Annotated in this window: 29 protein-coding genes and 2 pseudogenes; 18 read left to right on the forward strand and 13 right to left on the reverse strand. The window is 46.6% G+C overall.

From position 1 onward, the window contains the following. Positions 1–701 (reverse strand): photosystem II D2 protein (photosystem q(a) protein) (locus QUB61_RS21345; protein ID WP_333190102.1); only part of this gene is annotated, 701 nt, incomplete at its 3' end. A gap of 887 nt (positions 702–1,588) precedes the next feature. On the opposite strand from QUB61_RS21345, the gene QUB61_RS21350 reads away from it, so the two are divergent. The 4 genes from QUB61_RS21350 to QUB61_RS21365 are packed head-to-tail and all read left to right on the forward strand — an operon-like array spanning position 1,589 to position 3,190. Next, a complete protein-coding gene (locus QUB61_RS21350) occupies positions 1,589–1,861 on the forward strand; it encodes a hypothetical protein (RefSeq protein ID WP_333125023.1) in 273 nt (90 codons plus the stop codon). Beyond that, on the forward strand, positions 1,858–2,556 hold the full coding sequence (locus tag QUB61_RS21355; RefSeq protein WP_445300193.1) for an energy-coupling factor ABC transporter ATP-binding protein: 699 nt from the start codon (positions 1,858–1,860) through the stop codon (positions 2,554–2,556). Before QUB61_RS21350 ends, QUB61_RS21355 begins: the two co-directional genes overlap by 4 nt. A 59-nt stretch (positions 2,557–2,615) precedes the next feature. Next, on the forward strand, positions 2,616–2,870 hold the full coding sequence (locus QUB61_RS21360) for a hypothetical protein (protein ID WP_333125018.1): 255 nt from the start codon (positions 2,616–2,618) through the stop codon (positions 2,868–2,870). Next, the gene (locus tag QUB61_RS21365; RefSeq protein WP_333125016.1) at positions 2,867–3,190 is read left to right on the forward strand and encodes a type II toxin-antitoxin system RelE/ParE family toxin; all 324 of its coding nucleotides are present in this window, start codon (positions 2,867–2,869) and stop codon (positions 3,188–3,190) included. The genes QUB61_RS21360 and QUB61_RS21365 overlap by 4 nt, the downstream gene beginning before the upstream one ends. A gap of 68 nt (positions 3,191–3,258) precedes the next feature. Here QUB61_RS21365 and QUB61_RS21370 read toward each other — a convergent pair whose 3' ends face one another. The 3 genes from QUB61_RS21370 to QUB61_RS21380 all read right to left on the reverse strand — a co-directional run bounded on the left by QUB61_RS21370 (position 3,259) and on the right by QUB61_RS21380 (position 4,659). Further along, positions 3,259–4,050, reverse strand: a complete 792-nt coding sequence (locus QUB61_RS21370) for a DUF4058 family protein (RefSeq protein ID WP_333125013.1) — start codon at positions 4,048–4,050, stop codon at positions 3,259–3,261. Between the two features lie 23 nt (positions 4,051–4,073). After that, a complete protein-coding gene (locus tag QUB61_RS21375; RefSeq protein WP_333125010.1) occupies positions 4,074–4,274 on the reverse strand; it encodes a hypothetical protein in 201 nt (66 codons plus the stop codon). Between the two features lie 142 nt (positions 4,275–4,416). After that, the gene (locus QUB61_RS21380; RefSeq protein ID WP_333125007.1) at positions 4,417–4,659 is read right to left on the reverse strand and encodes a hypothetical protein; all 243 of its coding nucleotides are present in this window, start codon (positions 4,657–4,659) and stop codon (positions 4,417–4,419) included. 127 nt (positions 4,660–4,786) lie between these two features. Here QUB61_RS21380 and QUB61_RS21385 point away from each other — a divergent pair, with 127 nt between their 5' ends. From QUB61_RS21385 to QUB61_RS21400, 4 genes are read left to right on the forward strand one after another with little or no spacing between them, the layout of a single operon-like run. Then, a complete protein-coding gene (locus QUB61_RS21385) occupies positions 4,787–4,999 on the forward strand; it encodes a helix-turn-helix domain-containing protein (RefSeq protein WP_190739924.1) in 213 nt (70 codons plus the stop codon). A gap of 20 nt (positions 5,000–5,019) precedes the next feature. Next, complete coding sequence (locus QUB61_RS21390; protein ID WP_333125004.1) at positions 5,020–5,232, forward strand: helix-turn-helix transcriptional regulator; 213 nt, start codon at positions 5,020–5,022, stop codon at positions 5,230–5,232. A 20-nt stretch (positions 5,233–5,252) separates the two neighbouring features. After that, complete coding sequence (locus tag QUB61_RS21395) at positions 5,253–5,465, forward strand: helix-turn-helix transcriptional regulator (protein WP_333125002.1); 213 nt, start codon at positions 5,253–5,255, stop codon at positions 5,463–5,465. 20 nt (positions 5,466–5,485) lie between these two features. Next, a complete protein-coding gene (locus QUB61_RS21400) occupies positions 5,486–5,698 on the forward strand; it encodes a helix-turn-helix transcriptional regulator (RefSeq protein WP_333124999.1) in 213 nt (70 codons plus the stop codon). On the opposite strand, the gene QUB61_RS21405 is transcribed toward QUB61_RS21400, so the two are convergent. Next, positions 5,695–6,042, reverse strand: coding sequence for a TRADD-N-associated membrane domain-containing protein (locus QUB61_RS21405; RefSeq protein WP_333124997.1), 348 nt, complete (start codon positions 6,040–6,042; stop codon positions 5,695–5,697). The genes QUB61_RS21400 and QUB61_RS21405 overlap by 4 nt on opposite strands. A 263-nt stretch (positions 6,043–6,305) precedes the next feature. On the opposite strand from QUB61_RS21405, the gene QUB61_RS21410 reads away from it, so the two are divergent. Beyond that, the gene (locus QUB61_RS21410) at positions 6,306–6,728 is read left to right on the forward strand and encodes a pentapeptide repeat-containing protein (RefSeq protein ID WP_333125173.1); all 423 of its coding nucleotides are present in this window, start codon (positions 6,306–6,308) and stop codon (positions 6,726–6,728) included. A 192-nt stretch (positions 6,729–6,920) separates the two neighbouring features. On the opposite strand, the gene QUB61_RS21415 is transcribed toward QUB61_RS21410, so the two are convergent. The 3 genes from QUB61_RS21415 to QUB61_RS21420 all read right to left on the reverse strand — a co-directional run bounded on the left by QUB61_RS21415 (position 6,921) and on the right by QUB61_RS21420 (position 9,661). Next, positions 6,921–7,682 carry a DUF6887 family protein gene (locus QUB61_RS21415; RefSeq protein ID WP_333124994.1) on the reverse strand — a complete coding sequence of 254 codons (762 nt, stop codon included), beginning with the start codon at positions 7,680–7,682 and terminating at the stop codon, positions 6,921–6,923. After that, complete coding sequence (locus tag QUB61_RS39975) at positions 7,666–7,899, reverse strand: DUF6888 family protein (RefSeq protein ID WP_445300196.1); 234 nt, start codon at positions 7,897–7,899, stop codon at positions 7,666–7,668. The genes QUB61_RS21415 and QUB61_RS39975 overlap by 17 nt, the downstream gene beginning before the upstream one ends. A 253-nt stretch (positions 7,900–8,152) precedes the next feature. Then, a complete protein-coding gene (locus QUB61_RS21420; RefSeq protein WP_333124991.1) occupies positions 8,153–9,661 on the reverse strand; it encodes a UbiD family decarboxylase in 1,509 nt (502 codons plus the stop codon). A 175-nt stretch (positions 9,662–9,836) separates the two neighbouring features. Between QUB61_RS21420 and QUB61_RS39980 the strand changes: the two genes are divergently transcribed. The 8 genes and pseudogenes from QUB61_RS39980 to hppD all read left to right on the forward strand — a co-directional run bounded on the left by QUB61_RS39980 (position 9,837) and on the right by hppD (position 16,624). Beyond that, on the forward strand, positions 9,837–10,229 hold the full coding sequence (locus QUB61_RS39980) for an IS1/IS1595 family N-terminal zinc-binding domain-containing protein (protein ID WP_445300194.1): 393 nt from the start codon (positions 9,837–9,839) through the stop codon (positions 10,227–10,229). Positions 10,230–10,356: 127 nt separating this feature from the next. Beyond that, positions 10,357–10,659: pseudogene (locus QUB61_RS21430) on the forward strand (ABC transporter permease subunit); the annotation flags it as partial. A gap of 54 nt (positions 10,660–10,713) precedes the next feature. Continuing rightward, positions 10,714–11,170, forward strand: a pseudogene (locus QUB61_RS21435) (phosphate ABC transporter ATP-binding protein); the annotation flags it as partial. Between the two features lie 114 nt (positions 11,171–11,284). Then, positions 11,285–11,476 carry a hypothetical protein gene (locus tag QUB61_RS21440; RefSeq protein ID WP_333190104.1) on the forward strand — a complete coding sequence of 64 codons (192 nt, stop codon included), beginning with the start codon at positions 11,285–11,287 and terminating at the stop codon, positions 11,474–11,476. A 176-nt stretch (positions 11,477–11,652) separates the two neighbouring features. After that, complete coding sequence (locus tag QUB61_RS21445) at positions 11,653–12,924, forward strand: APC family permease (protein ID WP_333124986.1); 1,272 nt, start codon at positions 11,653–11,655, stop codon at positions 12,922–12,924. Positions 12,925–12,966: 42 nt separating this feature from the next. Further along, positions 12,967–14,376: an NYN domain-containing protein gene (locus QUB61_RS21450; protein WP_333124983.1), complete on the forward strand. Its 1,410-nt coding sequence runs from the start codon at positions 12,967–12,969 to the stop codon at positions 14,374–14,376. A gap of 83 nt (positions 14,377–14,459) precedes the next feature. After that, the gene (locus tag QUB61_RS21455) at positions 14,460–15,167 is read left to right on the forward strand and encodes an SDR family oxidoreductase (protein ID WP_333124981.1); all 708 of its coding nucleotides are present in this window, start codon (positions 14,460–14,462) and stop codon (positions 15,165–15,167) included. A gap of 365 nt (positions 15,168–15,532) precedes the next feature. Beyond that, on the forward strand, positions 15,533–16,624 hold the full coding sequence (gene hppD, locus QUB61_RS21460) for a 4-hydroxyphenylpyruvate dioxygenase (RefSeq protein ID WP_333124978.1): 1,092 nt from the start codon (positions 15,533–15,535) through the stop codon (positions 16,622–16,624). 4 nt (positions 16,625–16,628) lie between these two features. Here hppD and QUB61_RS39985 read toward each other — a convergent pair whose 3' ends face one another. From QUB61_RS39985 to QUB61_RS21475, 5 genes are all read right to left on the reverse strand, one after another. Continuing rightward, positions 16,629–17,024, reverse strand: a complete 396-nt coding sequence (locus tag QUB61_RS39985; RefSeq protein WP_333124975.1) for a transposase — start codon at positions 17,022–17,024, stop codon at positions 16,629–16,631. Positions 17,025–17,128: 104 nt separating this feature from the next. Beyond that, complete coding sequence (locus QUB61_RS39990) at positions 17,129–17,455, reverse strand: transposase (RefSeq protein ID WP_333124973.1); 327 nt, start codon at positions 17,453–17,455, stop codon at positions 17,129–17,131. A 4-nt stretch (positions 17,456–17,459) separates the two neighbouring features. After that, on the reverse strand, positions 17,460–17,843 hold the full coding sequence (locus QUB61_RS39995) for a helix-turn-helix domain-containing protein (protein ID WP_333124971.1): 384 nt from the start codon (positions 17,841–17,843) through the stop codon (positions 17,460–17,462). A 236-nt stretch (positions 17,844–18,079) separates the two neighbouring features. Continuing rightward, positions 18,080–18,613 carry a GNAT family N-acetyltransferase gene (locus QUB61_RS21470; protein WP_333124969.1) on the reverse strand — a complete coding sequence of 178 codons (534 nt, stop codon included), beginning with the start codon at positions 18,611–18,613 and terminating at the stop codon, positions 18,080–18,082. Next, positions 18,594–20,741 carry a diguanylate cyclase domain-containing protein gene (locus QUB61_RS21475; protein WP_333124965.1) on the reverse strand — a complete coding sequence of 716 codons (2,148 nt, stop codon included), beginning with the start codon at positions 20,739–20,741 and terminating at the stop codon, positions 18,594–18,596. The genes QUB61_RS21470 and QUB61_RS21475 overlap by 20 nt, the downstream gene beginning before the upstream one ends. A 621-nt stretch (positions 20,742–21,362) precedes the next feature. Here QUB61_RS21475 and QUB61_RS21480 point away from each other — a divergent pair. Then, positions 21,363–22,049 (forward strand): HAD family hydrolase, encoded by a 687-nt coding sequence (locus tag QUB61_RS21480; RefSeq protein WP_333134242.1) that lies wholly within the window; start codon positions 21,363–21,365, stop codon positions 22,047–22,049. Positions 22,050–22,070: the final 21 nt, after the last annotated feature.

The following is a 22,070-nucleotide window of genomic DNA, read 5'->3' on the forward strand; positions in this document are numbered from 1 at the left end:
GCGCGGAAGGTGTTTGCGCCTTCGCCGTCTTCAAACAAGGTGTTTTCTACGGTTGCACCGTGGATAGCGCACAACAGCGCGCCGCCCAAGATGCCTGCAACGCCCATCATGTGGAAGGGGTTGAGCGTCCAGTTGTGGAAGCCTTGCAGGAATAACAGGAACCGGAAAATTGCTGCGACGCCGAAACTGGGGGCGAAGAACCAGCCTGATTGACCCAAGGGGTAAAGCAGGAACACCGAAACAAACACGGCGATGGGGCCGGTGAATGCTAGGGCGTTGTAGGGACGGATCCCTACCAAACGGGCGATTTCAATCTGACGCAGGCAAAAGCCGATCAGTGCGAAAGCGCCGTGGAGGGCGACGAATGTCCACAGCCCACCGAGTTGGAACCAGCGGGTGAAGTCCCACTGTGCTTCGGGGCCCCACAGGAATAGCAGGGAGTGTCCGAGGCTGTTGGCTGGGGTGGAGACTGCTACGGTGAGGAAGTTGGCTCCTTCGAGGTAGGAACTTGCCAAACCGTGGGTGTACCAGGAGGTGACGAAGGTGGTGCCTGTTAACCAGCCACCGATGGCTAGGTAGGCGCAGGGGAATAGCAGGATGCCAGACCAGCCTACGAAGACGAAGCGATCGCGTTTGAGCCAGTCGTCGAGTACATCAAAGATGCCTCTTTCGTTCTGGGCGCGTCCGACTGCGATTGTCATAAAAAATACTCGGTAAGTGGGAAACTAAGTGGGTTGAGCCTACAGAGGAAAACGACCCTTCGACTACGCTCAGGGCATCGCACGAGCGGTTTTAACCGCCTTGAATCTTTCTTTACCATTACCGCCTTGGAGTTGCTTGATTTGGTGTACTTTTGTAATGTACTTTCAGTGGGACAGTTACCACCTCAAACCTTGCAACCCTGTACGCATAATGTTTGCTCTTGTGGAGCCTCCCTTTCGGGGTAATGTTCGCTTCGCCAATGTTATAAGAGCTTGTTAGACTTGCAACACTGTCTCAGTGACCTTAAGACTGTTTAATTGCAAATGACAGAGCGGAAAACTAGCGTCGCATTCTCCGGTGTCGTGACTCAAATAACGTAGCCAGTTAAGGCTTAGGCCCGTCAGCACAGCTTGCTTAATCGCTCTTACAAGCTCAGTCCCTTTAGGGCTGGGTTACTGACTTACGCAAATCTCCAAATGGATATAATTACAACGGATCAGTCTCTAGTCTGTCGTCTCCAACCGTTGCCTCTGCTTAGCAGAAAACGAGTTGGATTATGAACAGACTTTACTTTTCTTTACCGTAATCAAGATTATAGAGGTAATTCTTTACAATGGCAACTATTTCTTAAAAAACTTCCGGATCTTGATTTGTCCGAAGTCCCAGAAGTCCCTGAAGCCGCCGAAGCCCTCGAAATCCGGGAAGTCCTTGCCCTGCATTTGGGAACTTCTACTATATAGGAGTCTCTGCGCTTGGCGTCAGATGCCCGGTGGCTTGGTAGATATATCGGCCTCAACGTCTTATTTTTCTAAGAAACTGGGTGTCTTTGGGTAAGTCCTATATATATACTGAGGATAGAGCTCCAAACTTAGGTTTTTAAGACTATATGTTCAGCATTGACATCATTGTGAAGAACACGCCCGTCTCGCTGTCGGTGCAGCGGAAGTTGGAGGCGGACGCTGAGGCTGTTTATCAACAGGTTTTAGAGGCGGTTCGCAACTCCCAACCGCAAATTTTGGAACTCACTTGCGAGAAAAATCCTGAGAAAAAGGTGGCTGTCGTCAGCAGCGAGATTTCTGGGGTGGTGGTTTCTCAGAAATCGGGGGCGTCATCTACAGGCAGATCCCCTGGCTTTGTCTCGATGTCGGCGGCAGAATGAGGGCTGGGGGTGTTGGTGCCGAGATGAGCCAGTCAGCGGTTGCTGTGCGGGATTTGGGTTTTTGCTGGCCGTCGGGCGATCGAGTGTTGCAAGGTTGCTCTCTGGATGTACCTAAGGGCGAGTTTTGGATGCTTTTGGGCACTAATGGCAGCGGCAAGTCTACGCTGTTGAGGCTGATGGCTGGGCTGCTGTACCCCCAGTCGGGGGAAATTGACCTGAGTGGGCGGGTGGGTTTTGTGTTCCAAAATCCGGATCACCAATTGGTGATGCCGACGGTGGGTGCGGATGTGGCTTTTGGTTTGGTGGAGGAAAAGCTTTCTAATCTTCAGGTGCGGGCGAGGGTGGCGGAGGCTTTGGAGGCTGTGAATTTGCTGGATTTGCAGCGGCGGCCGATTTATGCTTTGAGTGGGGGCCAGAAGCAGCGAATTGCTCTTGCTGGGGCGATCGCCCGTCACTGCGAAATTCTGCTGTTGGACGAACCGACGGCTTTGTTAGATCCTGATTCTCAGTTGGATTTGGTGGCGGCGGTGCAGCGGTTGGTGAAAAATCGCGGGATTACGGCTTTGTGGGTGACTCACCGTTTGGATGAGTTGAATTACTGCGATGGGGCTTTTTTGTTGGAAAAGGGCGAAGTGGTCGATCGGGGAGATCCGGCGCGTTTGAAGCAGCGGTTGATGCAAAGCCAAGATGTTTAGCTGTTAAGTAGCGGACGTAAAATAGCTGTAGAAGTCAATGAGTCGCTAGGAGCAAAAAAATGACCGTTGAAGAAGCCATCATTGATAAGGTGCGGGTATTGCCACCTGAAAAGCAACAAGAGGTGTTAGCGTTCATCGAGTTTTTGGATTCGGATGAGTGGGAGCATATCTATAAAGGGCGGTTTAAGGAACTCCAGCAAGAAGTGCAGATCGGAATTGATGCGGCGGATCGAGGAGATGTCATCGATGCTGACGTGATGTTTCAAAGGTTGCGGGACAAACTACGGCAGCAGCAAGCTCAGGTAGGTCAATGAGCGATGTTTGCAGGTTCACAGTTCCCGCCAGTCGAGATATCGAAGCGATCGTGGACTATGTGGCTGATAACAGCAGCTTTGATGCTGCGGAACGGTTGCTCAATAGAATTAACGATCGGTGCAAGAGGTTGGCAAGCTTTCCCAGTATGGGACGGAAGCGGGATGAGCTGGCTCCCAAGGTGCGAAGTTTCCCGATCGATGATTACCTAATTTTCTATCGTGCTATTGAGGAAGGTATTGAAGTTTTGCGAGTCGTCAGCGGTTATCGGGATTTACGGGTTCTCTTCTCACAATCTGATGAGGATCGATCGTGTGAGTGAGTAGCCATGAAGCATGGGAAGGTGAAGAGCTTCAAGATAAGGTAGCAGCGTGCCAGCTTGATACCAAATTAATCTCGCAATCCCCGATCGCGCAACCAAGCATCTGCCCAAATTGTATCGGCCTCTGACAGCGCTGGTATGACTTCCCAGTTGCGATAATCTATCTTGAGGTCATAACTTGCTATGTCGTAAATTTGAGTGAATAATTCCTGCAAGTTTATGACAGGTTCAGTATCGCCCGAACGCAGCGGTAAAGGAAAGGCAGGAATCGGGTTTTGCAGGTTAAAAGCATACAAATCAGCTCGGGGACGGCGATTTCCCCGACATACCAAAACGCGATAGTGGCTTTCAACATCATTGCCGATAACTGGCATTTTTCGACCGCGCCGCAATAAATCTATTTCAATTAAATGAGTGCGGCTACCTAAAATTTCTTCTCGCTTTTCTTCGTACATTTGTCGCCCTTTGCCAGTTCGCTTATTCGTAGGCGAGAGAATTTCAATAACTGTTATCAATTCTTTGGTTTCTCTTTCTCTAATTTCTAAATAGCCTTCCCGAACCGTGTAGGGCATGGGAATAATTACTGTTAATGGTTGTGTAGGCGGTGCTGCAACTGCTACGTTTGATTCTGTTGTTTCTGTTGCAGTTTGTGGCTGCATTACAGTTACGTCGGGAATGCCAATGACTGATAAATCGTCGTCAGCCGTTTCATAGATTCTCACTTCCAGCGACACTAAATACTTAGGACGCAGTTGGGGAGATAAAAACCTGAAAATTTCACTAATCAGCAAGTTATGCATCCCAGGCCAGAGTTCGGGATGCTCTAAATACGGGTCCATACCGGGAAAGGGAGATGGCATTGATTTGACTCCTTGACTCAAGTCTATTTATAGTTTAACAATACTTTTCTGACGCGAATGGCTTGCCAACAGGTTTTAGGGCATAGCTTTGCTTGTTGCAAATGATGACTGAAGGCTCGATCGACCTTTTGCAATAATAGGTTCGATCGCACATCTTGCACCATTCTCAAGAACAGGCAAGATGCCTGTTCCACAAAGAGTAGATTTTCTTGGGGAACGGGCATCTTGGCCGTTCATAAAAGGCTTATTGACAATGGTGCAACATCTCAGTTCGATCGCACATCTTGCACTTATTGGCATATTCCGTCGGGAGTTTAAACCCCCGCCGGAATCGGGCAACAAATGCAAGATATTAGTTCGATCGCATTAACTTTCGATCGACAATTGCATGGGAATTGGAACGCTGTTTTCATCTAAGACAGACAGCGCATTTACGAAAACAATTGTATGCGGGACTGCGGGCATTAAGCGGCGCAGTGCTTTGAGGTAAGATTCGGCATCGGGGCGGCGGCTGAAACGGACGACTGTTAACCGCTGACAGTTGGGGAGGTGGCGAATTATGCACCAAGGTTGAAGTCGATCGCGATATGTCGGTTGTTTTGGTATCATAGGAAAATCCTTCCCACTTTTGTGGGTGGTGAATGAAAGGCGATCGCTCTAGATTTCTCAGGTCAGGGGGCGATCGCTGTTAACTATCTTTATTAAAAGATATGAGCATAGCTGTTGTCAAGCATAAATGGGATTAATTCGGTTGCGGGTTCGAGAACTCGCTGAGGAAAAGGGTTGGACGCTCAAAGAAGTCTCTGACAGAACGGGCATTCCCTACAGCACGGTTAAAAAATACGCCCAAGCTCCCAAAATGGCAACGGTGGACTATACGGCTTTGCAGAAACTTGCTGCTGTCTTCGATTTGATGATCGAAGATTTGGTTGAGGTTTTGGAAAATTAAACTGATTTGTCAGCGGGAAGATGGGTCTAATTCGATTGCGGGTTCGAGAACTAGCTGAGGAGAAGGGTTGGACGCTTAAAGAAGTTTCTGAGCGCTCGGGCATTCCTTACAGTACCGTTAGAAGTTATGCCCATTCTCCCAAGCTGGCAACTGTAGACTATACAGCTTTGAATAAGATGGCTCGTGCTTTCGATATTGCGATCGAAGATTTAGTTGAGATTTTGGAAGAGTAGGCTGATTTATCGTTGGGAATATGGGACGAATTAGGCTGCGAGTTCGAGAATTTGCTCAAGAGAAGGGTTGGACTCTAAGGGAAGTTTCCAACAGAACAGGTGTTCCATACACCACGATCGCTACCTATGCTAATTCTCCAGGTATGGCAACTGTAGACTACACAGCTTTGGACAAGATGGCTCGTGCGTTCGATATTGCGATCGAAGATTTAGTTGAGATTTTGGAACAGTAAACTGATTTGTCAGCGGGAAGATGGGGTTAATACGGTTGCGAGTTCGAGAACTAGCTGAGGAAAAGGGTTGGACGCTGAAACAAGTTTCCGAGAGAACGGGCATTCCCTACAGCACGGTCAAAAATTATGCACAAGCTCCTAAACTGGCAACAGTGGACTATACAGCTTTACAGAAGCTTGCTCAAGTCTTCGATTTGATGATTGAAGACTTGGTTGAGGTTTTGGAAAATTAAGTGCGCTCGCACTTTCTTTGTCTTTCTTCGCGCTCTTCGCGTCTTCGCGGTTCGTTTTTCGATCGGATATCGGCTGTTTCCCTGCTGTCATCTATTAATTCTTTTGTTATTCTGTCAAGGCGATCGTTTGCATCCTTGGCAAGTTTCGAGCAACCCACACTTATAGATGTGGTGACAGCGCCTTCTGGAACTTTGCCTGATAATAGGAGTGCCGCACTGACAATACTAGAGAATATGGTTGCTGCTAGAGCAGCGTTAAAGCTATAACGGGATTGGCGTAAGCGTTCTTCGGCAATAATCATTTCCAGTGCGGAGTGAGCGTTGGTGCTTAGCTTCTTATTCATAATTTAGGGTTGGGGAGGGGTGTACTCCATTTAGATGCAAAGCGCTGTATTTAGGAACAAGCTCTCACTTCACTCTGCTTTAGAAACGAGCCAAAAAAAAGGAGCTCCTGGCTGGAACTCCCGAGTTAAGGATTGTTTCATTGGTATTAATCGGAAAGTCGATTTTTAGTGGTGAGGCTTAAAAAAAAGCCTGCGAAAACGACTTCAGAATTTTAGAGATGTATAAGTGCTTATTGGATACAGCATAACAATAATATCTCTGAATTGGCAACAGTCTAAACAGTGCCAACCTGAGAGGTGCCTACCTGATGCTTGCCTACCTGAGAGGTGCCAACCTGAGCTGTGCCTACCTGATGCTTGCCTACCTGAGCCGTGCCAACCTGAGCGAGGCCTACCTGAGCCGTGCCAACTTGAGCGGTGCCGACCTGAGCGAGGCCAACCTGAGCGGTGCCAACCTGAGCGATACCGACCTGAGCGATGCCAACCTGAGCGTTGCCGACCTGAGAGTTGCCGACCTGAGCGATGCCAACCTGAGCGATGCCGACCTGAGCGGTATCGAAGTTGAGAAGGCTCGATTTCGCAATAACTTAGGAATTACAGAAGAGCTAAAAAAAGACCTAATCAACCGAGGAGCAATCTTTGAGAATTCCCCAGGCGATCGCTCTCGCATTCTCACTCGCATATAAAGTCAAGTAGGGTGCGTCAGAAGAATGAGATTTTTGATAAAAACTCACAATCTCACAACTGACGTAGACCCGGAATAAATGGTGCGTCAGAATTAGATTTTCGGTGATAATTGAGAATTACCTTTCCTGACGCACCCTAACGCTTTAGTTGTAATGTATAATTCCCGATCGCCCTCAATTCGATCGCCACTTCTAGAACTCGCAAAAATCTTCAATCCCTTTATCGATCGCAAAAAGTGCGATCGGCGTTGCCAGTCTTGAGGTCAAGCCACTACTGGATACTAAAAATTCTGCGATCGCAGCTATCAGGACAGGCAATTTTTCTTTCATATCCTCCTGACAGATAACACTGCGACACCGAGAGCTTAACTGTTCTAACAAATCAGATTCAACGTCTGTATTTCCCGCTGCAGTCGCGATCGATCGTGCAGCCTCTTCTAAATTTCCCTCGCACTCCTGAATCGTATCAAGAGCAGCTAATGCTTCTGGATCGTGTTTTAATTGTTCGCGAAGTCGATCGATTTCTTCAGGCGTGACTGTAGCGGTAGTTGGGCGATCGGATTGTTGATTTTCCCCGGTGATTTTTGGCAGCAGCCTTGCCTCAATTTCTTTTTCTAACTTTTCCCGCAACTTCTGTTCCACTTCTAATTCAATTTGCGGTCGAAGTTTTTCCTCAATTTCTTCTTCTAATTTTGGGCGTAGTTTCTCCTCAATTTCTTTTTCCCTTTGTTTTTGTTTTTCCCGAGCGATTTCAGCTTTTTTCTTAATTGCTTCCTCAGCGATGCGAATATTTTCTGCTATTGGCACACCATCTTCTGTTACTAAGGGAGGCATTTGTTGGTATTTCAGACTCGGATGATGAAATAATGCCCGAAGAGCTTCCATATCGTCCCGGTGTGCGAGCAGATATTTCCTGAGTTCAGCAACGGTCATTTCATTAAAGTTGGGTTTCATCTAAAAAACTCCAGTTTCCTGATGGGAAAACCATCATTTGCAATTCGTCGCTTCCGAAAATGTAAACTTCGCGACTTTGTGGGTCAAAGCGGAATAGCTGAATATGCTTGTAGTAGTTAGACAACATCTGGCACACGCACAGACACGCTTGGGCTTGTTCGTCAGTAGGATTAATCGATCGCTCCTCAATTGTGGCACCAACTTTAGGATATAAGATAACTTACGCATAGGAACCCAGAAACCGGGTTTTTTCCAGAATACTTTTTTACAGCGCAAAGACTCGATAAAAACCAGGTTTCTTTGTCGGAGTGCATAAGTCTCGATCGCATTAAAAAGAGGTAGCTTGCGATTTTTCGTTGGGTGGGGGCGGGTTTTTGAGATTGTCTATCTGTGTCGTAAAGGGTAGGAAAAACCCGCCCCTACAGGTCGATCGAGGATGGGCGACATCTCAGATTTTACGGTTGATTCCCCTACTTCATCTCATATCCAAACAAATTCGGATCGACTTCTCCCAAATTCAAATCAGCCAAACCGTACTCAGCCCAACGCCGATCGACCATCGCCGCCACATCCGGATCGGACTCCAAAACTTCCCCCCATTCGTGATCCGTTTCCGGCGGCATCTTCGTAGTAGCATCAATCCCCATTCTGCCTCCCAAACCAATCTTTTCACTGGCAAAATCTAACGTATCAAAAGGCGTATTCGGCAGAATAAATACATCCCGAACCGGATCGACTTTAGAACTAATTGCCCAAACTACTTGACGCGGGTCGCGAATGTTGATACTTTTATCCACAACAATCACAAACTTAGTGTAAGTAAACTGCGGTAATGCACTCCAAAATGCTAAAGCAGCCCGGCGCGCTTGACCGGGATATGCTTTATCGATCGAGATAATTGCCGCCTTATAACTCAGCGCTTCCATCGGTAAGAAGAAATCGACAATTTCCGATACTTGCTGCCGCAAAATAGGCGTATAAATACGGTTAAGCGCGATCGCCATCATGGCTTCTTCTTTCGGCGGCCGCCCGCTAAATGTCGTCAGATAAATCGGGTCTTTGCGGTGCGTCATGCAGTGGAACCGCACCAACGGCGAATCTTCCACGCCGCCGTAATAACCCATGTGATCGCCGAAGGGCCCGTCGGGCAGAACTTCCCCCGGCGTAATCGTTCCTTCTAACACAATTTCCGAGTCCGCCGGTACTTCCAAATCTACGGTTTTGCACTTCGCCAACTGCACGCCGGAACCGCCGTAAAGTCCCGCAAATAACCATTCCGATAAATCTACAGGAATTGGCGTTGCTGCGGCGAGAATAATCAGCGGGTCAACTCCAAGGGCGATCGCAACTTCCAACTTTTTACCAGCCTGCGCCGCTTTCCGCAAGTGTCGCGCGCCGCCCCGTACCGATAACCAGTGTACAGTCATCGTGTTTTTTGACTGCAACTGCAACCGATAAACCCCCACATTCGGCGTACCCGTTTCGCAATCTTTGGTAATTACCAAACCCAGGGTGATAATTTTGCCCGCATCTCCCGGATAAGGGCGAATCATCGGGATTTTGTTCAAATCCAGCCCTTCTCCCTCAAGTACCACTTGCTGACAAGCTGGGAAAAAGTCGCGGCCGGGTTTGGCTTTCACTACGTCGAACAGCACTTTGCCGAATTCTATCGCTTGGGAAATCTTTTTCGGCGGTTTTGGCTGTTGCAGCATTCCCAGTTTTTTGCCGAGCTCTTCTAGTTCGTGAGGCTTTTCCATGTTCATCGCCCAGCAAACGCGCTGTTCCGTACCCAAGAGGTTGATTGCGACGGGGAATTCGGCCCCTTTGACGTTTTCAAACAGCAGTCCAGGGCCGCCTTTTTGCAGCATTTGGTTGGAAATTTCGGCAATTTCGAGGTCGGAATCGACTAAGGCGCTAATCCGGCGCAGTTGTCCCCGTTCTTCGAGTAGTTTTAGGAATCCCCGCAGGTCTCTTGCCATTTTTTTTAAGAATTGTTAACGTTCTTTTGTTATTATGAGCCGATCGACTGCCACAATTTACTCCTGAACTGCTTAAGGAATATCTATTTAACGAACCGCGAAGACGCGAAGGGCGCTAAGGAAGAGGAAGAAGAAGATAGGTAATGTCTTGTTCGGTTGGGGAGTAGGCTGCATAATGGGTTACCTGGAATGTCCTCGATGCGAATCTGACCAAGTTGGTAAAAACGGCCGTCCCAAGGGTCACCAGCGGTATCTTTGCAAAGCTTGCCGCAAACAATTTTTTGATCCCGCCGGTCTGCCGTCTTTCAGTCGCAAATGCACCGAAACAGGGTTAAGGGAAGCTATCCCGAAGGAAATCGCCCCTGCAACCACCACAGAGTCAGGCGGGATTGCGATTTTGCTGTTGGATGCCGAAAATCTGAAACTTAAGGTTAATACAGAACAATTTTTAGCCGGTTTGTGCGGCTGTCCCCTGCAAGTTAAAATTGCTTTTGCTAATTGGAAAAACCCGAGTACGGGCAAGTTGGATGCTGAACTTTACGATCGCACTTCCCTAGCTTTTTTATAAATACGGCCCTACCTGCGCTGTAAATCGCCCGCCCAGCCGTGCGAAATTAGCCGAGTGCGATCGGACAAATCTTGGCACAAGTTTAATGGTAGGAATTGCTACATTAATCAGCGTTCCCATAGGCGTAATGACGGGAATATTTTTGTCTGAGTTTGGTAGAGAAAACCAAGTGATAGCCAATAGTATTCGCTTGATCGCAGTCATTCTCAGCAGCGTTCCCTCGATCGTAATTGGCGTCTTTTCCTGCGCCCTCATTGTCGTTACTACCAAAGCATTTTCATCATTAGCAGGCGGTTTTTCCCTCGGCATCATCATGCTTCCAGTTGTTGCTCTGACAACAGAACAAGCATTAAAATTAGTGCCTACTTCTTACCGCCTCGCTTCTGCTGCTTTGGGAGGCGGACGCTTTCAAACGATGTTTCGCACGATCGTACCCTCAGCACTTCCAACTATTACCACAGGTATTTTACTCGCTGCTTCCCGGAATATTGCTTACGGGGTGAGAATTTTTGGTTGCAAAAGCAGAATTAGATGAAATTGTGGAATCTGCACTCAAAAGTGCGGCGCTTTGGAATGAAGTCAAAGACGATTTGAAGAAATCGGCTCAGGGGATTTCGGGGGGACAGCAGCAGCGACTTTGTATTGCTCGCGCTTTGGCTGTGAAGCCAAAAATTTTGCTGATGGATGAACCTTGTTCTGCTCTAGATCCGATTTCAACGATGAAGATTGAGGAGTTATTTCAGACTCTGCGGCAGCAGTTAACTGTTGTGATTGTGACGCACAATATGCAGCAGGCAGCTCGTGTTTCTGATTACACGGCATTTTTTAATACTGATGAAAGTCGCATCGGCTGCATGGTTGAATTTGGCCCGACAAGTAAGATTTTTACTTCTGCGGGCAATTCGAGTACGAGAGATTACATTCAAGGCCGTTTCGGTTAATACTTACATCTTGAACCTCTTTCAGAACAGGCAAGATGCCTGTGCCACAACAGACAAATATTTTTGTGGAGCAGGCATCTTGCCTGCTATAGTTATGTCTTCAGAACAGGCAAGATGCCTGTGCCACAACAGACAAATATTTTTGTGGAGCAGGCATCTTGCCTGCTACAGTTATGTCTTCAGAACAGGCAAGATGCCTGTGCCACAACAGACAAATATTTTTGTGGAGCAGGCATCCTGGCTGCTATAGTTATGTCTTCAGAACAGGCAAGATGCCTGTGCCACAACAGACAAATATTTTTGTGAAGCAGCATCTTGCCTGCTATAGTTATATCTTCAGAACAGGCAAGATGCCTGTGCCACAACAGACAAATATTTTTGTGCAGGCATCTTGCCTGCTATAGTTATTTGTTCAGAACAGGCAAGATGCCTGTGCCACAACAGACAAATATTTTTGTGCAGGCATCTTGCTTGCTATATTTATGTCTTCACCACTTCTTAAGCGAGAGTTAGGTGTTTTCGGCGCAACTCTCATGGGCCTAGGCTCAATCCTCGGTACCGGAGTATTTGTGAGTATTGGCATTGCTGCGGAAGTTGCTGGGCCGGGAGTGATTTTGGCTGTAGGTATTGCGGCTTTAGTGGCTGTTTGCAATGGCCTTAACAGCGCTCAATTAGCTGCAAATCATCCTGTTAGCGGCGGTACTTATGAATATGGCTACAAATATCTCAATCCTTGGCTGGGTTTCACTGCCGGCTGGATGTTTTTGTTGGCGAAAACGGCTTCTGCGGCTACTGCTGCTTTAGGTTTTGCGGGGTATTTTTTAAATGCAGTTGGTGTAGCCGATCGCACTTACCTGATCCTAACAGCTTTAGGATCCGTCGCCGCCCTCACTTTAATTGTATTGACGGGAATTAGGCGATCGAATATTGCCAATACTGTCACAGTCTCAGTTACACTCCTATCCTTAGCGGTGTTTGTTGCTGTCGGTTTGCCAGAGGTAAGGTGGTCCATGCCCGCGCTACAGAATGATAGCTCGATCGGCTCCATCCTGCAGGCCACCGCCCTGATGTTTGTCGCTTATAGCGGTTACGCCCGCATCACCACAATGAGCGAGGAAGTGCGGGAACCGAGGGAAACCATTCCCAAAGCCATAATTTTAACTTTGGGGCTGACAATGCTGCTTTACGTGGCGGTAGCAATAGTTGTCGCGGGCGCGGGGGAGCCCCATAAATTGTCTTTACTTCCAGGCGGCACGACTGCACCCCTAGAAGTCATCGCCCGCAGTTTCCCAATTCCAGGAGTTTCTAAACTGCTAGCCGTCGGTGCAATTACCGCTATGTTGGGAGTCTTGCTGAACTTAATTTTAGGGCTGTCGCGCGTCTGGCTGGCGATGGGGCGGCGTCGGGATATGCCAAGAGTCTTGGCGCGGCTGAATCCAGAGGGGACAACTCCCTACGTGGCTGTTGTGGTTGTCGAAGTTACGATCGCACTTTTAATCCTCATCGGCGATGTCAAAACCACTTGGTCCTTCAGTGCTTTTAGTGTTTTGATATACTACGCTATCACCAACCTCGCCTCGCTGCAACTTTCCCCCGCCGAAAGGCTTTATCCGCAGTGGTTGGCTTGGGTGGGTTTGGGGAATTGTCTGTTTCTGGCTTTCTCGGTCGAGAGGCAAATTTGGCTGACAGGATTGGCATTAATTGCCGCCGGTTTCATTTGGCGGGCGATCGTCAGACTCCCGGCGAGAAACTAGAATTGTGATAAATTGAAACAGCATCCCGCATTGTAGAGGGCCATGCCCGATCGAACTCCCGAGCTTGCGACTCAAGAATCTCCCGCATTCAGCGCCATCAGTCGCTATATCGCTCAAACACTAATTACCATTCAGGAACAGCATCCCGAATGGATAGCTGAAAAATACAGGAACACCCCCTGGGCAAAACCTACTTTTCAGTCAGTTTTGATTGGAAAATTGACAAAAAGTTTCATAGTAGCCAGCGATACAGATTCCCTGCTGCTGATAGCGAAAAAATACCTACAAATTCTTCTAGTTCCAGAATTCGTTAATTCACCTCAATTCAGCAAATTATGGGCCAAAATTCAGCAGCTAGCCCAATCTCAAGCAGCACCAGCTAAATCACAAAACTCAGTTTCCTCAGAACTTCCAACTCCAACAGCCAATCAACCAGCCCCGCTTCCTCTCGGCATTGCTATCTTGCTGCTAGATGTCGAAAACTTGCAACTCAACATCGAAACCGAAAAATTTCTAGAGGGAATTTGCCACTATCCCATCCAAATCAAAGTTGCCTTTGCCAACTGGCGCAGCATGGGCAAGAAAGATGCCGAATTTCACCAGCGCGGCTATCAACTAATTCACGTCCCCCCCGGCAAAGACAGCGCCGACTTAAAAATGGCTACAGTCGGCGCCTCGATTTTCGTACATTATCCCACAGCCAAAGAGATTTTTGTCTGTTCGTCCGATCGAGCTCTCACTCACCTCAGCAACACACTGCAAGCCCACGGATTAACCGTATTTCAAGTCCGCAAACAAATAGATAAAATCATAGTTTTAAACAGCCAAACCAGAGAGATAGAAACCCATTCCCTCGTAACCATACCGGAAATTACACCCGTAGAACAATTAGTTATTCAGCTAAAAGAATTAATCAAAAATGAGCAACAACGTACCTCAGCTCAGTGGATAAAACTCTCTACAATTTCATCTTTATTTAAAGAAACTTACGGTTTAGTCCTAAATCAAGTTGTTGCCCATCATTTCCTCGGCACTAAAACCAGGGATATATTTCTCAAATATCCCACCGATTTTGTCATTCACAAACCCTCAGCAACTTCTCAAACTTATGTCACTCTTTTTGAAGTCAAACTGTCGCCTCCACCGCCAATACTTAGCCAAGAAAATCTGAATAACCACCAGGCAGCACCTACCAGCTTGACAGATATTAATACTCTGGAAGACTTGGAAAGAGCTCTTGTCAAAATCGTTGGCGACTTAACCGACAACTCTCCGGAAAATTCTGTCTTTCTCTCCAATGTAGGCAGCGAATTTCACAGACAATACGGCAAACAAATTACCCAAATAATTAAAGATTTTAATCTCGGTAGAAAATTTACTAAATTTTTGCAATCCTGCGCTTCTCTCCAGCTAAAAAAAGCCGAAAAAGGCTGGCAAGTTTCCCTCAATTAATTAAAAATTAAAATATATAAGCATCGCCATTACTAGCAACTTGAGTTATCATACAATCTGGACGTAAAGAAATGTAAAGGGATATGCACGACAAAGTTGTGGTTGTGGTGGGTGCGACTGGCGGCATCGGTTCAGCATTGGCCCGCAAACTCGCTGATGCGGGTGCGAGGCTAGTGCTCGCCGCCAGAGACAGCAGTAAATTAGACGCTTTAGCTAGCCAACTTTCAGCAACAGAGGTACTGTGCGTACCGACAGATATCACTGATTTGCAGCAAGTCGAGACGCTGATGCACAAAGCTGCGGGGCATTTCGGACAAATTGATGCCCTCATAAACGCCGCCGGTGCCGGAATTCTCAAGCAGTGGAACAAGTTAGAACCCGCTGATTTAGATGCAATGCTTGACTTGAACTTAAAAGGCAGTTTTTACACGTCTCAAGCAGCGGCGAATGTGATGAAAGAGCGCAAATCCGGCCACATTTGCAATGTCATCGGGATTTTGGGCAAGCATTCGATGGCGATGGGAACGGCTTATTGCGCCTCAAAGTTTGGGGTAGTTGGTTTCAGCAAGTGCATGGCAGATGAGCTGCGACGCTACGGCATTAAGTTTACGCTATTCTATTTTGGCGGGGTGGATTCTCCGTTTTGGGATAATGTGAGTTTGAAGGTAGACAGGTCAAAAATGCTGAGTACCGAAACTGCTGCAAATGCGATTATGTTTGCTCTTTCGGCTGACCCGCAAGCTGTACCGATGGAGATTAATATTCAGCCGGAAAGTCATTTGTTCTTTTAGCGATTGAGGAGTGGTTTGAAGACATTCGGGATTCGGCAGCGGAAGCCCAAAGCCTGAAAAATTATGACATCCTTAAGTTTGAGAACTGGCGCGCAACCTAATTATGTAGGGTGCGCCTCGGCACACCTTACCGCTTGACGCAGACCTCGCCACCAAATCCAAGTTATCGCAGACACCGGGTTTCTTTTAATTGCCGACCTATTTCTGCCTTCAGGGGGATTTAGGCTATTCAATCTTTAGGTTATTATTAAGCGCGCGCACAAAAAACACATGAAAAATATCCATTCCTCAATTCCTCCCTTGCAGTTTCCCACTGAAAATCAGCCGATTCTCCATTTTTCGCTTTCCATTTTCAATTATTGATTATGGAGTTCGATCGCATTCACTTTTACGTTGAAAATGCTCAAACATCCCGCGACTGGTTTGTCAGCCACTTAGGCTTTCAATCAACAGCAGGTTATGCTAACAGCCACACTCGAACAGAAGTTGTCAGCAGCGGCAATGTATGTTTTGTTTTATCTTCGCCCCTAACTTCCGCTAGTCTCGCTGCTAGTTGGTTGAAGTTTCATCCTCCCGGGATTGCCGATGTGGGTTTTCGGGTAAAAAATATCGAATTAGCGGTAGCTAGAGCGGCGGCGGCAGGCGCTAAAATCCTGGAACCGATTCAAGAAGACCTAAAACCAGGAGGCTATTTTAAGCGGGCCAAAATCGCTGGCTGGGGAGATTTAAGCCACACGCTCGTGGAGCGAATTGGCGGTCATTCACTGCTATCGGTTTCGGGTAAGCTGCCGCTGTTTACCTTGATTGACCACGTAGTGTTAAATGTTGAATCTGGCGATTTGTCAAGTGCTGTTAGTTGGTATCAAAAAATATTAGGTTTTCAACCGCAGCAAAATTTTGACATTCAGACTGAGAACTCGGCTTTGCGGAGCCAAGTTATGGTGCACGCTGAAGGTGGGGTGCAATTTCCGATTAATGAACCGGCATCAGTTAATTCTCAAATTCAAGAGTTTTTGAGTGCAAATCGGGGACCGGGAATTCAGCACATGGCTTTGCAAACTGATAATATTGTGGGGGTTGTTGCCGATTTGCGATCGCGCGGTTTGCCTTTTCTGCCAGTTCCTCCAACATACTACTCCGAATTGCAGCAGCGGCAAAACTATTTGCCCGCAGATTGGCAAGCAATTGCAGCTTCTGAAGTTTTGGCAGATTGGGAAGAAGATACTCCCGCAGCGATGCTGCTGCAAATCTTTACCCAGCCAATTTTTGCAGAACCGACTTTCTTTTTCGAGATGATTGAGCGCCGAGTTACTTTAGTTAACGGCAAACAGTTGCAAGCTGGAGGTTTTGGCGCCGGGAATTTTCGAGCTTTGTTTGAGGCAATTGAACGGGAACAAATGAAGAGGGGAAGTTTGTTGACATACTCACCGCCCGATCTAACGTGCGGTGATTCTTGACGCTTCATCGGATGATGCTACCTTCGGTAGTCTTACTCTTCCTCTGCGTCCGTTTAGAGTCGTGGCGATATCCCATCCCGACTTTTTCTATATTTTTAGCAGCGTTCCCATCTCGGTCGTGATTTGCGCCGCAATTAAGGCAAACTACTTGACGAACACCAAGGTCTAATTTGCCCCATCTATACCCGCAATCCGAACAAATTTGGCTAGTAGGCTCCCAGCGGTCAATTACCTTGAATTCCCGCCCGAATTTCTCGGATTTAGCCTCGCAGAAAGCTCGGAACTGATACCAACCTTGCAAGCTAATTGCTCTTGACAACTTCCGGTTTTGAATCATGAACGACACATTCAAGTCCTCCAAAACAATTACTTGGTTTTCGCTGACTATTTTGGTTGACAATAGACCTCTTGCAAAAATCCTTTTGCTCAATTGATGGGACGGGCAAGATGCCCATCCCACAAGAGTTATTTTTTCTTGTGGGTTGGGCATCTTGCCCGTCCTAATTATTTTTGCAAGAGGTCTAATTTGTGCAGAAAGTCTTTACGGGTGTCGGCAATTCGATTGTGTAGTTTTGCAATCTGAATACGAGTCTTGTGACGGCGTTTTGAGTCTTTATGTTGGCGAGCTAGCTTGCGTTGCAGTTTCCTTACTCGGCAATCTAGTTTTGAGTAATCTGGGCTTTTAAAAAAGTCACCAGAGCTGAGAAATGCGAACACTTTCAACCCCAAGTCAATACCTACCGCGAGGTTTTTGGGTGTGATAATCCGAGGTTCTATATCTACTACAAAACTTAGAAAGTATCGATTTGCGCAGTCTTTGATTACCGTCACAGAACTAGGTACTGAAGGTAATTTTCAATGGCGAAACAGGTTTGCTATTGCCTATTTTGGCTAAATAAACATACTCACCCGTAAGGGAAAAAGCATTTTTAGCAAACTCCGCAGACTGATTATTAGTCTTTTTTTTGAACTTAGGCGCTCCAATCTTTTGCCCTCTTCTCTTCCCTTTACGCGAGTAAAAAAAGTTGTTGTACCCAGTTGCTAAGTGCCTCAAATACTGTTGCAAGGGAACTGAAGAAACATCATTCAGCCATTCTCTTTCAGTGGTCTTTTTAGACTGGGTAAGCCGTGCCGATAGTTGGTTGTATGTTGGTAATTTTTCGGCTCCCTGGCAGAAAGCTAGTGCATCATTCCAGACTACCCGAACACAGCCAAACAACCGCAGCTCAACTCAATGGTTGTTGGTCGGTCGGGCAAAATCTATACTGATATCTTGCCTTCATCTTTTTGCTTCAAATTTCACTTTAATTGTACTATATTTTACCAGGAGTGTAACACAAATTCTGGAAAATATACAAAAATCAGAAAGCCGTCCTTCTAGGACGGGGTTTCAGCCCTCCGCTTCGCTCCGCCCATTTTTCTGATAAATGATTGATAAAACTTCCCATTTTTAGGTCAGGCTTGCCTGTCAATCAGCACTGCGATATCCCTCCACCCGTAGGCAATTTCTTTGAGTGCAACTCCTGCTCTGCTTGTCTGTTGTTCCTCCACTTTTTCACCTCCTAAAAATTCATAAAACCGGCAGGCTGAATTGTCTCCCAGTACCCAAACCAGCATTGAATTCAAAGTTAATTCTGCCAATTTTGTGGCAACTGTTCTCACGAGTTGGCGTCCGATTCCTTGACGCTGATATTCATCCAAAATATAGATGGCAAATAATTCTCCTTGATAAACATATTTGCCCGTTCGCTCGCAACCACCCGCAGCAAAACCCACAACTTGTCCCGAGTCATTCTCAGCAACGCAGACAAAATCCCCAGTATTTTTGACGTTTTTGAGGGTTTCTTGCCAACGGCTTTCTCCTTTTTCATAGGACAGTTGTGCGAAGTAATATGCCGGTATGATTTTTCGGTAAGCTGTCCGCCAAGTATCTAGATTAACCCGTGCGATTGCTGGTGCGTCAGCGATTTTAGCTTCTCTCACAATCATCAGAAAATACTCCTTTCGGGCCCGGAAATTCTCTTTTCAAGTCTAGGCAAACTATACGATCGCGCCCTTCTAGTTTAGCTCGATACAGCGCTCGATCGGCCTGTCCAATTAACCCCTGAATTGATAAACCAGCAGCAGGCACAGCATTAGCGATCCCCATACTGAGAGTTATAAACTCACTTACCCTGGAAGCAGCGTGAAGAATTGCCGCAGCTTTCAAATCGCTGCGAATTGATTCAGCTACCCGGATTGCTCCTTTCACATCAGTTCGCGACAAAATTACCGCAAATTCTTCGCCGCCGTAGCGGGCGGCTAAATTTCCCGCCCGCTGAGCGTTGCTAGCTAAAATCTCTGCCACTTGTTTTAAACATTCGTCGCCTCCTTGATGCCCGTAACGATCGTTGTAAAGTTTGAAAAAATCGATATCGCACAAAATTAAAGACAGCGGCTCTTTTTCTCGCTCCATCCACTGCCATTGTATCTCCAATTGTTTGTCAAAACAGCGGCGGTTGGGAATTTGAGTCAATCCGTCCACCGAAGCAAGCCGCTGCAATGCCATGTTAGCTGCTTCTAATTCTAATTTGGCTTGTCCTAAAGCTAAATTTTGCCGAGCTAATTCTTCACTTTGCCGTTTTTCTTCTTCGTACAAAAATCGGATTGAAGCTTCAGCTTGTTGCAATTCTTGCTCCGCATATTTGCGCTTGACAAATTCCCCTAATTGAGAACCTACAACACCTATTATCTGAAGTAAATCTTCATCCGGCGGCAGTTCTTCCCGGCAAAAAAAAGTCATTACTCCTACAACTTGGCCCCTAGCGTGAATGGGGAAACCGAATCCACTGCGCAGTCCCGCTTCCTGGGCCAAGCGCGATCGCACGAAATTGCGCTCGCCCACAATATCAGTAATCCACTGCGCAGCACCGCTCCTGGAAACCGATCCCGGCAAACCCGCACCCGGAGCAAAAGTAATTTGCTCCCCGTTTTCGGCAAACTTGCTAACTTCCTCCGCTGCCTGCCAAACTGCCACCCGCCGCAAACCAGTAGTTTCCTCGATCGGACAGCACAGCGGCAGGCACCAAATCGGCTGTTTTTCGGATTTTATTCCCACACAAAATTTAGTTTCTCGATCCCCCTCTCCAGGTATCCAAAGTTCGCCAATATCCCACCCAAAACTTTGGCAAAGAGCTTGCAAAATTCTCGGAGTTGCGCTCTCTAGAGAACTTGATTCTGACAGGATATGAGTAACAGCATACTGTGCTTCTTGACAATTTTTTATGCGCTGTTGCTTGGTAATGTCTTTGCCGATATAAACAAAATCTTGTATAACCTCGCTATCTGCATACTGGCTTCCTATGCTTGTCTCGAAAGTAGAGCATGAAAACGCGACAATCAGCTTTAAACCTATTTTCGTTTCGCAAACTACTTTTACTTGAGGCCAATATTCGCTTTTAACTGCAGGAGGTAGCTGGCTGGCTTTGCGCAACAATTCCTCCTCAGCCGTAATCATGGATAGGGATTTGCCGAGTAATTCTGATTCGGTATATCCAAATAATTGCTGTGCAGCTTGATTCACTTTTTTGATGTTTCCCGATGTTCCTGTTACTAACAAAACATCGCCTAGGGAATTAATAATTTTGTCAATATAATCGCCAGTCGCAGCTAAGTAATCGACTTTAATAGTGTTTTCGTTGGCAGCCTGAACCAGGTTTTCCTGAGCTGCAATGCTATCTGTCACATCTTCGCATAAAATAATCAATCTGTCAGCAGTGGCTTGTTCCTTATAACCAAATATGTACAAATCTTGATACAAATAAGCTCCGTCTTTGAGAACTCGGGTAATTGATTTTAGCTGAAATTCTTGCTCTCGTTCTTCAATAATGCCTTCAAGGAGTCCTTCAATTCCGATTAGTTCAGGAAAATTATCGCGCAGGTCTTTTCCTTCGCCTACTTCCTCATGAATGTCTGCAAAATCTTGCACTTTCACAGATATTTCTTTAATCTTAAGTTCCCGACCGACTGCGAGGTATTCCCTCCTGCGTAAGGATAACAGCTTAGAAAGAAGAATATTAAGACTTCTTGGGCTGCTCTCTACAGTTAATGTTGGAAGTATTTCGTTATTGTAGAGCATTACTCTCAAAGGTTAGCAGGTAAAGTTAGTTGTTGTTTGGCTGCTATTTCTCATGGGATTTTTTATACTGGCGGATGTCACCAACTGTTACCGCTGGCTAATTTATGGAAACAGTACACTTTGGATTCTCCAAGCAGTTTTTGGCTGATTTTAAAACTGGGGCAAAATATTAATTTGACCCACTTGTTTTTTGAGAAAGCGCAGTCAATCGATTTTAGATTTTAGATTTTAGATTTTAGATTGACCCCACGGATAAATCCGTGGGCTTGAGGATTTTCGATTTGCGATTTTGGATTGATTCCACGGATAAATCACGTGGCGGGTACCACCTTTGAAATTCGCTTGTCAAAATCTGCCTCGATTGAGGTTGAGATTGATGAACAATACGTAGCGGTTTATACTATTTGTGCCGCACATCTTAATTGTAAATTCCCCGATCGGGGTTACAACCGGTAAAGTTGAGGAGCGGCACAGCTTAATTCAAATGTTTCCTTTAATTAGAACCATTCCTATAGACTTTACCTCCCCTGGGTATTTATGTCAATTTTTGTAAAGAAACTGTTACCTTTAAATGATATAATATCGAACAATTTGTATAAAAGCTTAAAGATATTCTGCTAAATGCTGAGACTTATTACCGACTTTGATGGCCCGATAATGGACGTGTCCGATCGCTACTACCGAGTTTACCAGCAGTGTCTCGCGGAGACTCAACGTTTGGGCCAACCAGTGCGGGAACTCCCCAAAGCCGAGTTTTGGGACATGAAGCGCGCGCGGGTTCCCGAAACCGAAATCGCCATCCTCTCGGGATTGGACGCAGCCCAAGCCCGCGATTTTGCCCAGAAACGCCGTCAAACGGTTCACACGCTGCCTTACATGATTTACGATCGACCAGTGCCCGGCGCTCTGGAAACGCTCGAAAAGGTGCAGCGCGCTGGAGTAGACTTAGTGGTGATGACCATGCGCCGCGTCAGGGAACTAGACGAAGCCTTCAACCGCTGTAATTTAGGGCAATTTTTCCCTGAAAACCGCTGCTATTGCCTCCCCAACGATTACGTCAAAACCGGGGATGTCAAAGATAAGCTCCTGCTAATGGCAAAAGCTCTCGCCGAACTGCCACCGGCTTCTGACGTTTGGATGGTTGGGGATACGGAGGTTGATATTATAGCAGCTAAAACGCACGGTGTCAAGGTAATTGGTGTTTTGTGCGGAATTCGCGATCGCACCCAACTAGAAATGCACCAACCCGATTTAATTGCCAACAATTTGAGTGAAGCAGTGGAGATTATTTTAGGTCGCAAAAATTAGTCAGTAGTCATTAGTCATTAG

Origin of the sequence: Microcoleus sp. C2D2, assembly GCF_036702495.1 — a bacterium.
GTDB lineage: Bacteria > Cyanobacteriota > Cyanobacteriia > Cyanobacteriales > Microcoleaceae > Microcoleus.

What these genes read in the sequence shown, in the direction of transcription:
- QUB61_RS21350 (WP_333125023.1), top strand. Translation starts at nt 1,589, where the DNA reads ATGTTCAGCATTGACATCATTGTGAAGAACACGCCCGTCTCGCTGTCG.
- QUB61_RS21355 (WP_445300193.1), top strand. Translation starts at nt 1,858, where the DNA reads ATGAGGGCTGGGGGTGTTGGTGCCGAGATGAGCCAGTCAGCGGTTGCT.
- QUB61_RS21360 (WP_333125018.1), top strand. Translation starts at nt 2,616, where the DNA reads ATGACCGTTGAAGAAGCCATCATTGATAAGGTGCGGGTATTGCCACCT.
- QUB61_RS21365 (WP_333125016.1), top strand. Translation starts at nt 2,867, where the DNA reads ATGAGCGATGTTTGCAGGTTCACAGTTCCCGCCAGTCGAGATATCGAA.
- QUB61_RS21370 (WP_333125013.1), bottom strand. Translation starts at nt 4,050, where the DNA reads ATGCCATCTCCCTTTCCCGGTATGGACCCGTATTTAGAGCATCCCGAA.
- QUB61_RS21375 (WP_333125010.1), bottom strand. Translation starts at nt 4,274, where the DNA reads ATGCCCGTTCCCCAAGAAAATCTACTCTTTGTGGAACAGGCATCTTGC.
- QUB61_RS21380 (WP_333125007.1), bottom strand. Translation starts at nt 4,659, where the DNA reads ATGATACCAAAACAACCGACATATCGCGATCGACTTCAACCTTGGTGC.
- QUB61_RS21385 (WP_190739924.1), top strand. Translation starts at nt 4,787, where the DNA reads ATGGGATTAATTCGGTTGCGGGTTCGAGAACTCGCTGAGGAAAAGGGT.
- QUB61_RS21390 (WP_333125004.1), top strand. Translation starts at nt 5,020, where the DNA reads ATGGGTCTAATTCGATTGCGGGTTCGAGAACTAGCTGAGGAGAAGGGT.
- QUB61_RS21395 (WP_333125002.1), top strand. Translation starts at nt 5,253, where the DNA reads ATGGGACGAATTAGGCTGCGAGTTCGAGAATTTGCTCAAGAGAAGGGT.
- QUB61_RS21400 (WP_333124999.1), top strand. Translation starts at nt 5,486, where the DNA reads ATGGGGTTAATACGGTTGCGAGTTCGAGAACTAGCTGAGGAAAAGGGT.
- QUB61_RS21405 (WP_333124997.1), bottom strand. Translation starts at nt 6,042, where the DNA reads ATGAATAAGAAGCTAAGCACCAACGCTCACTCCGCACTGGAAATGATT.
- QUB61_RS21415 (WP_333124994.1), bottom strand. Translation starts at nt 7,682, where the DNA reads ATGAAACCCAACTTTAATGAAATGACCGTTGCTGAACTCAGGAAATAT.
- QUB61_RS21420 (WP_333124991.1), bottom strand. Translation starts at nt 9,661, where the DNA reads ATGGCAAGAGACCTGCGGGGATTCCTAAAACTACTCGAAGAACGGGGA.
- QUB61_RS39980 (WP_445300194.1), top strand. Translation starts at nt 9,837, where the DNA reads ATGGGTTACCTGGAATGTCCTCGATGCGAATCTGACCAAGTTGGTAAA.
- QUB61_RS21440 (WP_333190104.1), top strand. Translation starts at nt 11,285, where the DNA reads ATGCCTGTGCCACAACAGACAAATATTTTTGTGGAGCAGGCATCTTGC.
- QUB61_RS21445 (WP_333124986.1), top strand. Translation starts at nt 11,653, where the DNA reads ATGTCTTCACCACTTCTTAAGCGAGAGTTAGGTGTTTTCGGCGCAACT.
- QUB61_RS21450 (WP_333124983.1), top strand. Translation starts at nt 12,967, where the DNA reads ATGCCCGATCGAACTCCCGAGCTTGCGACTCAAGAATCTCCCGCATTC.
- QUB61_RS21455 (WP_333124981.1), top strand. Translation starts at nt 14,460, where the DNA reads ATGCACGACAAAGTTGTGGTTGTGGTGGGTGCGACTGGCGGCATCGGT.
- hppD (WP_333124978.1), top strand. Translation starts at nt 15,533, where the DNA reads ATGGAGTTCGATCGCATTCACTTTTACGTTGAAAATGCTCAAACATCC.
- QUB61_RS21470 (WP_333124969.1), bottom strand. Translation starts at nt 18,613, where the DNA reads ATGATTGTGAGAGAAGCTAAAATCGCTGACGCACCAGCAATCGCACGG.
- QUB61_RS21475 (WP_333124965.1), bottom strand. Translation starts at nt 20,741, where the DNA reads ATGCTCTACAATAACGAAATACTTCCAACATTAACTGTAGAGAGCAGC.
- QUB61_RS21480 (WP_333134242.1), top strand. Translation starts at nt 21,363, where the DNA reads ATGCTGAGACTTATTACCGACTTTGATGGCCCGATAATGGACGTGTCC.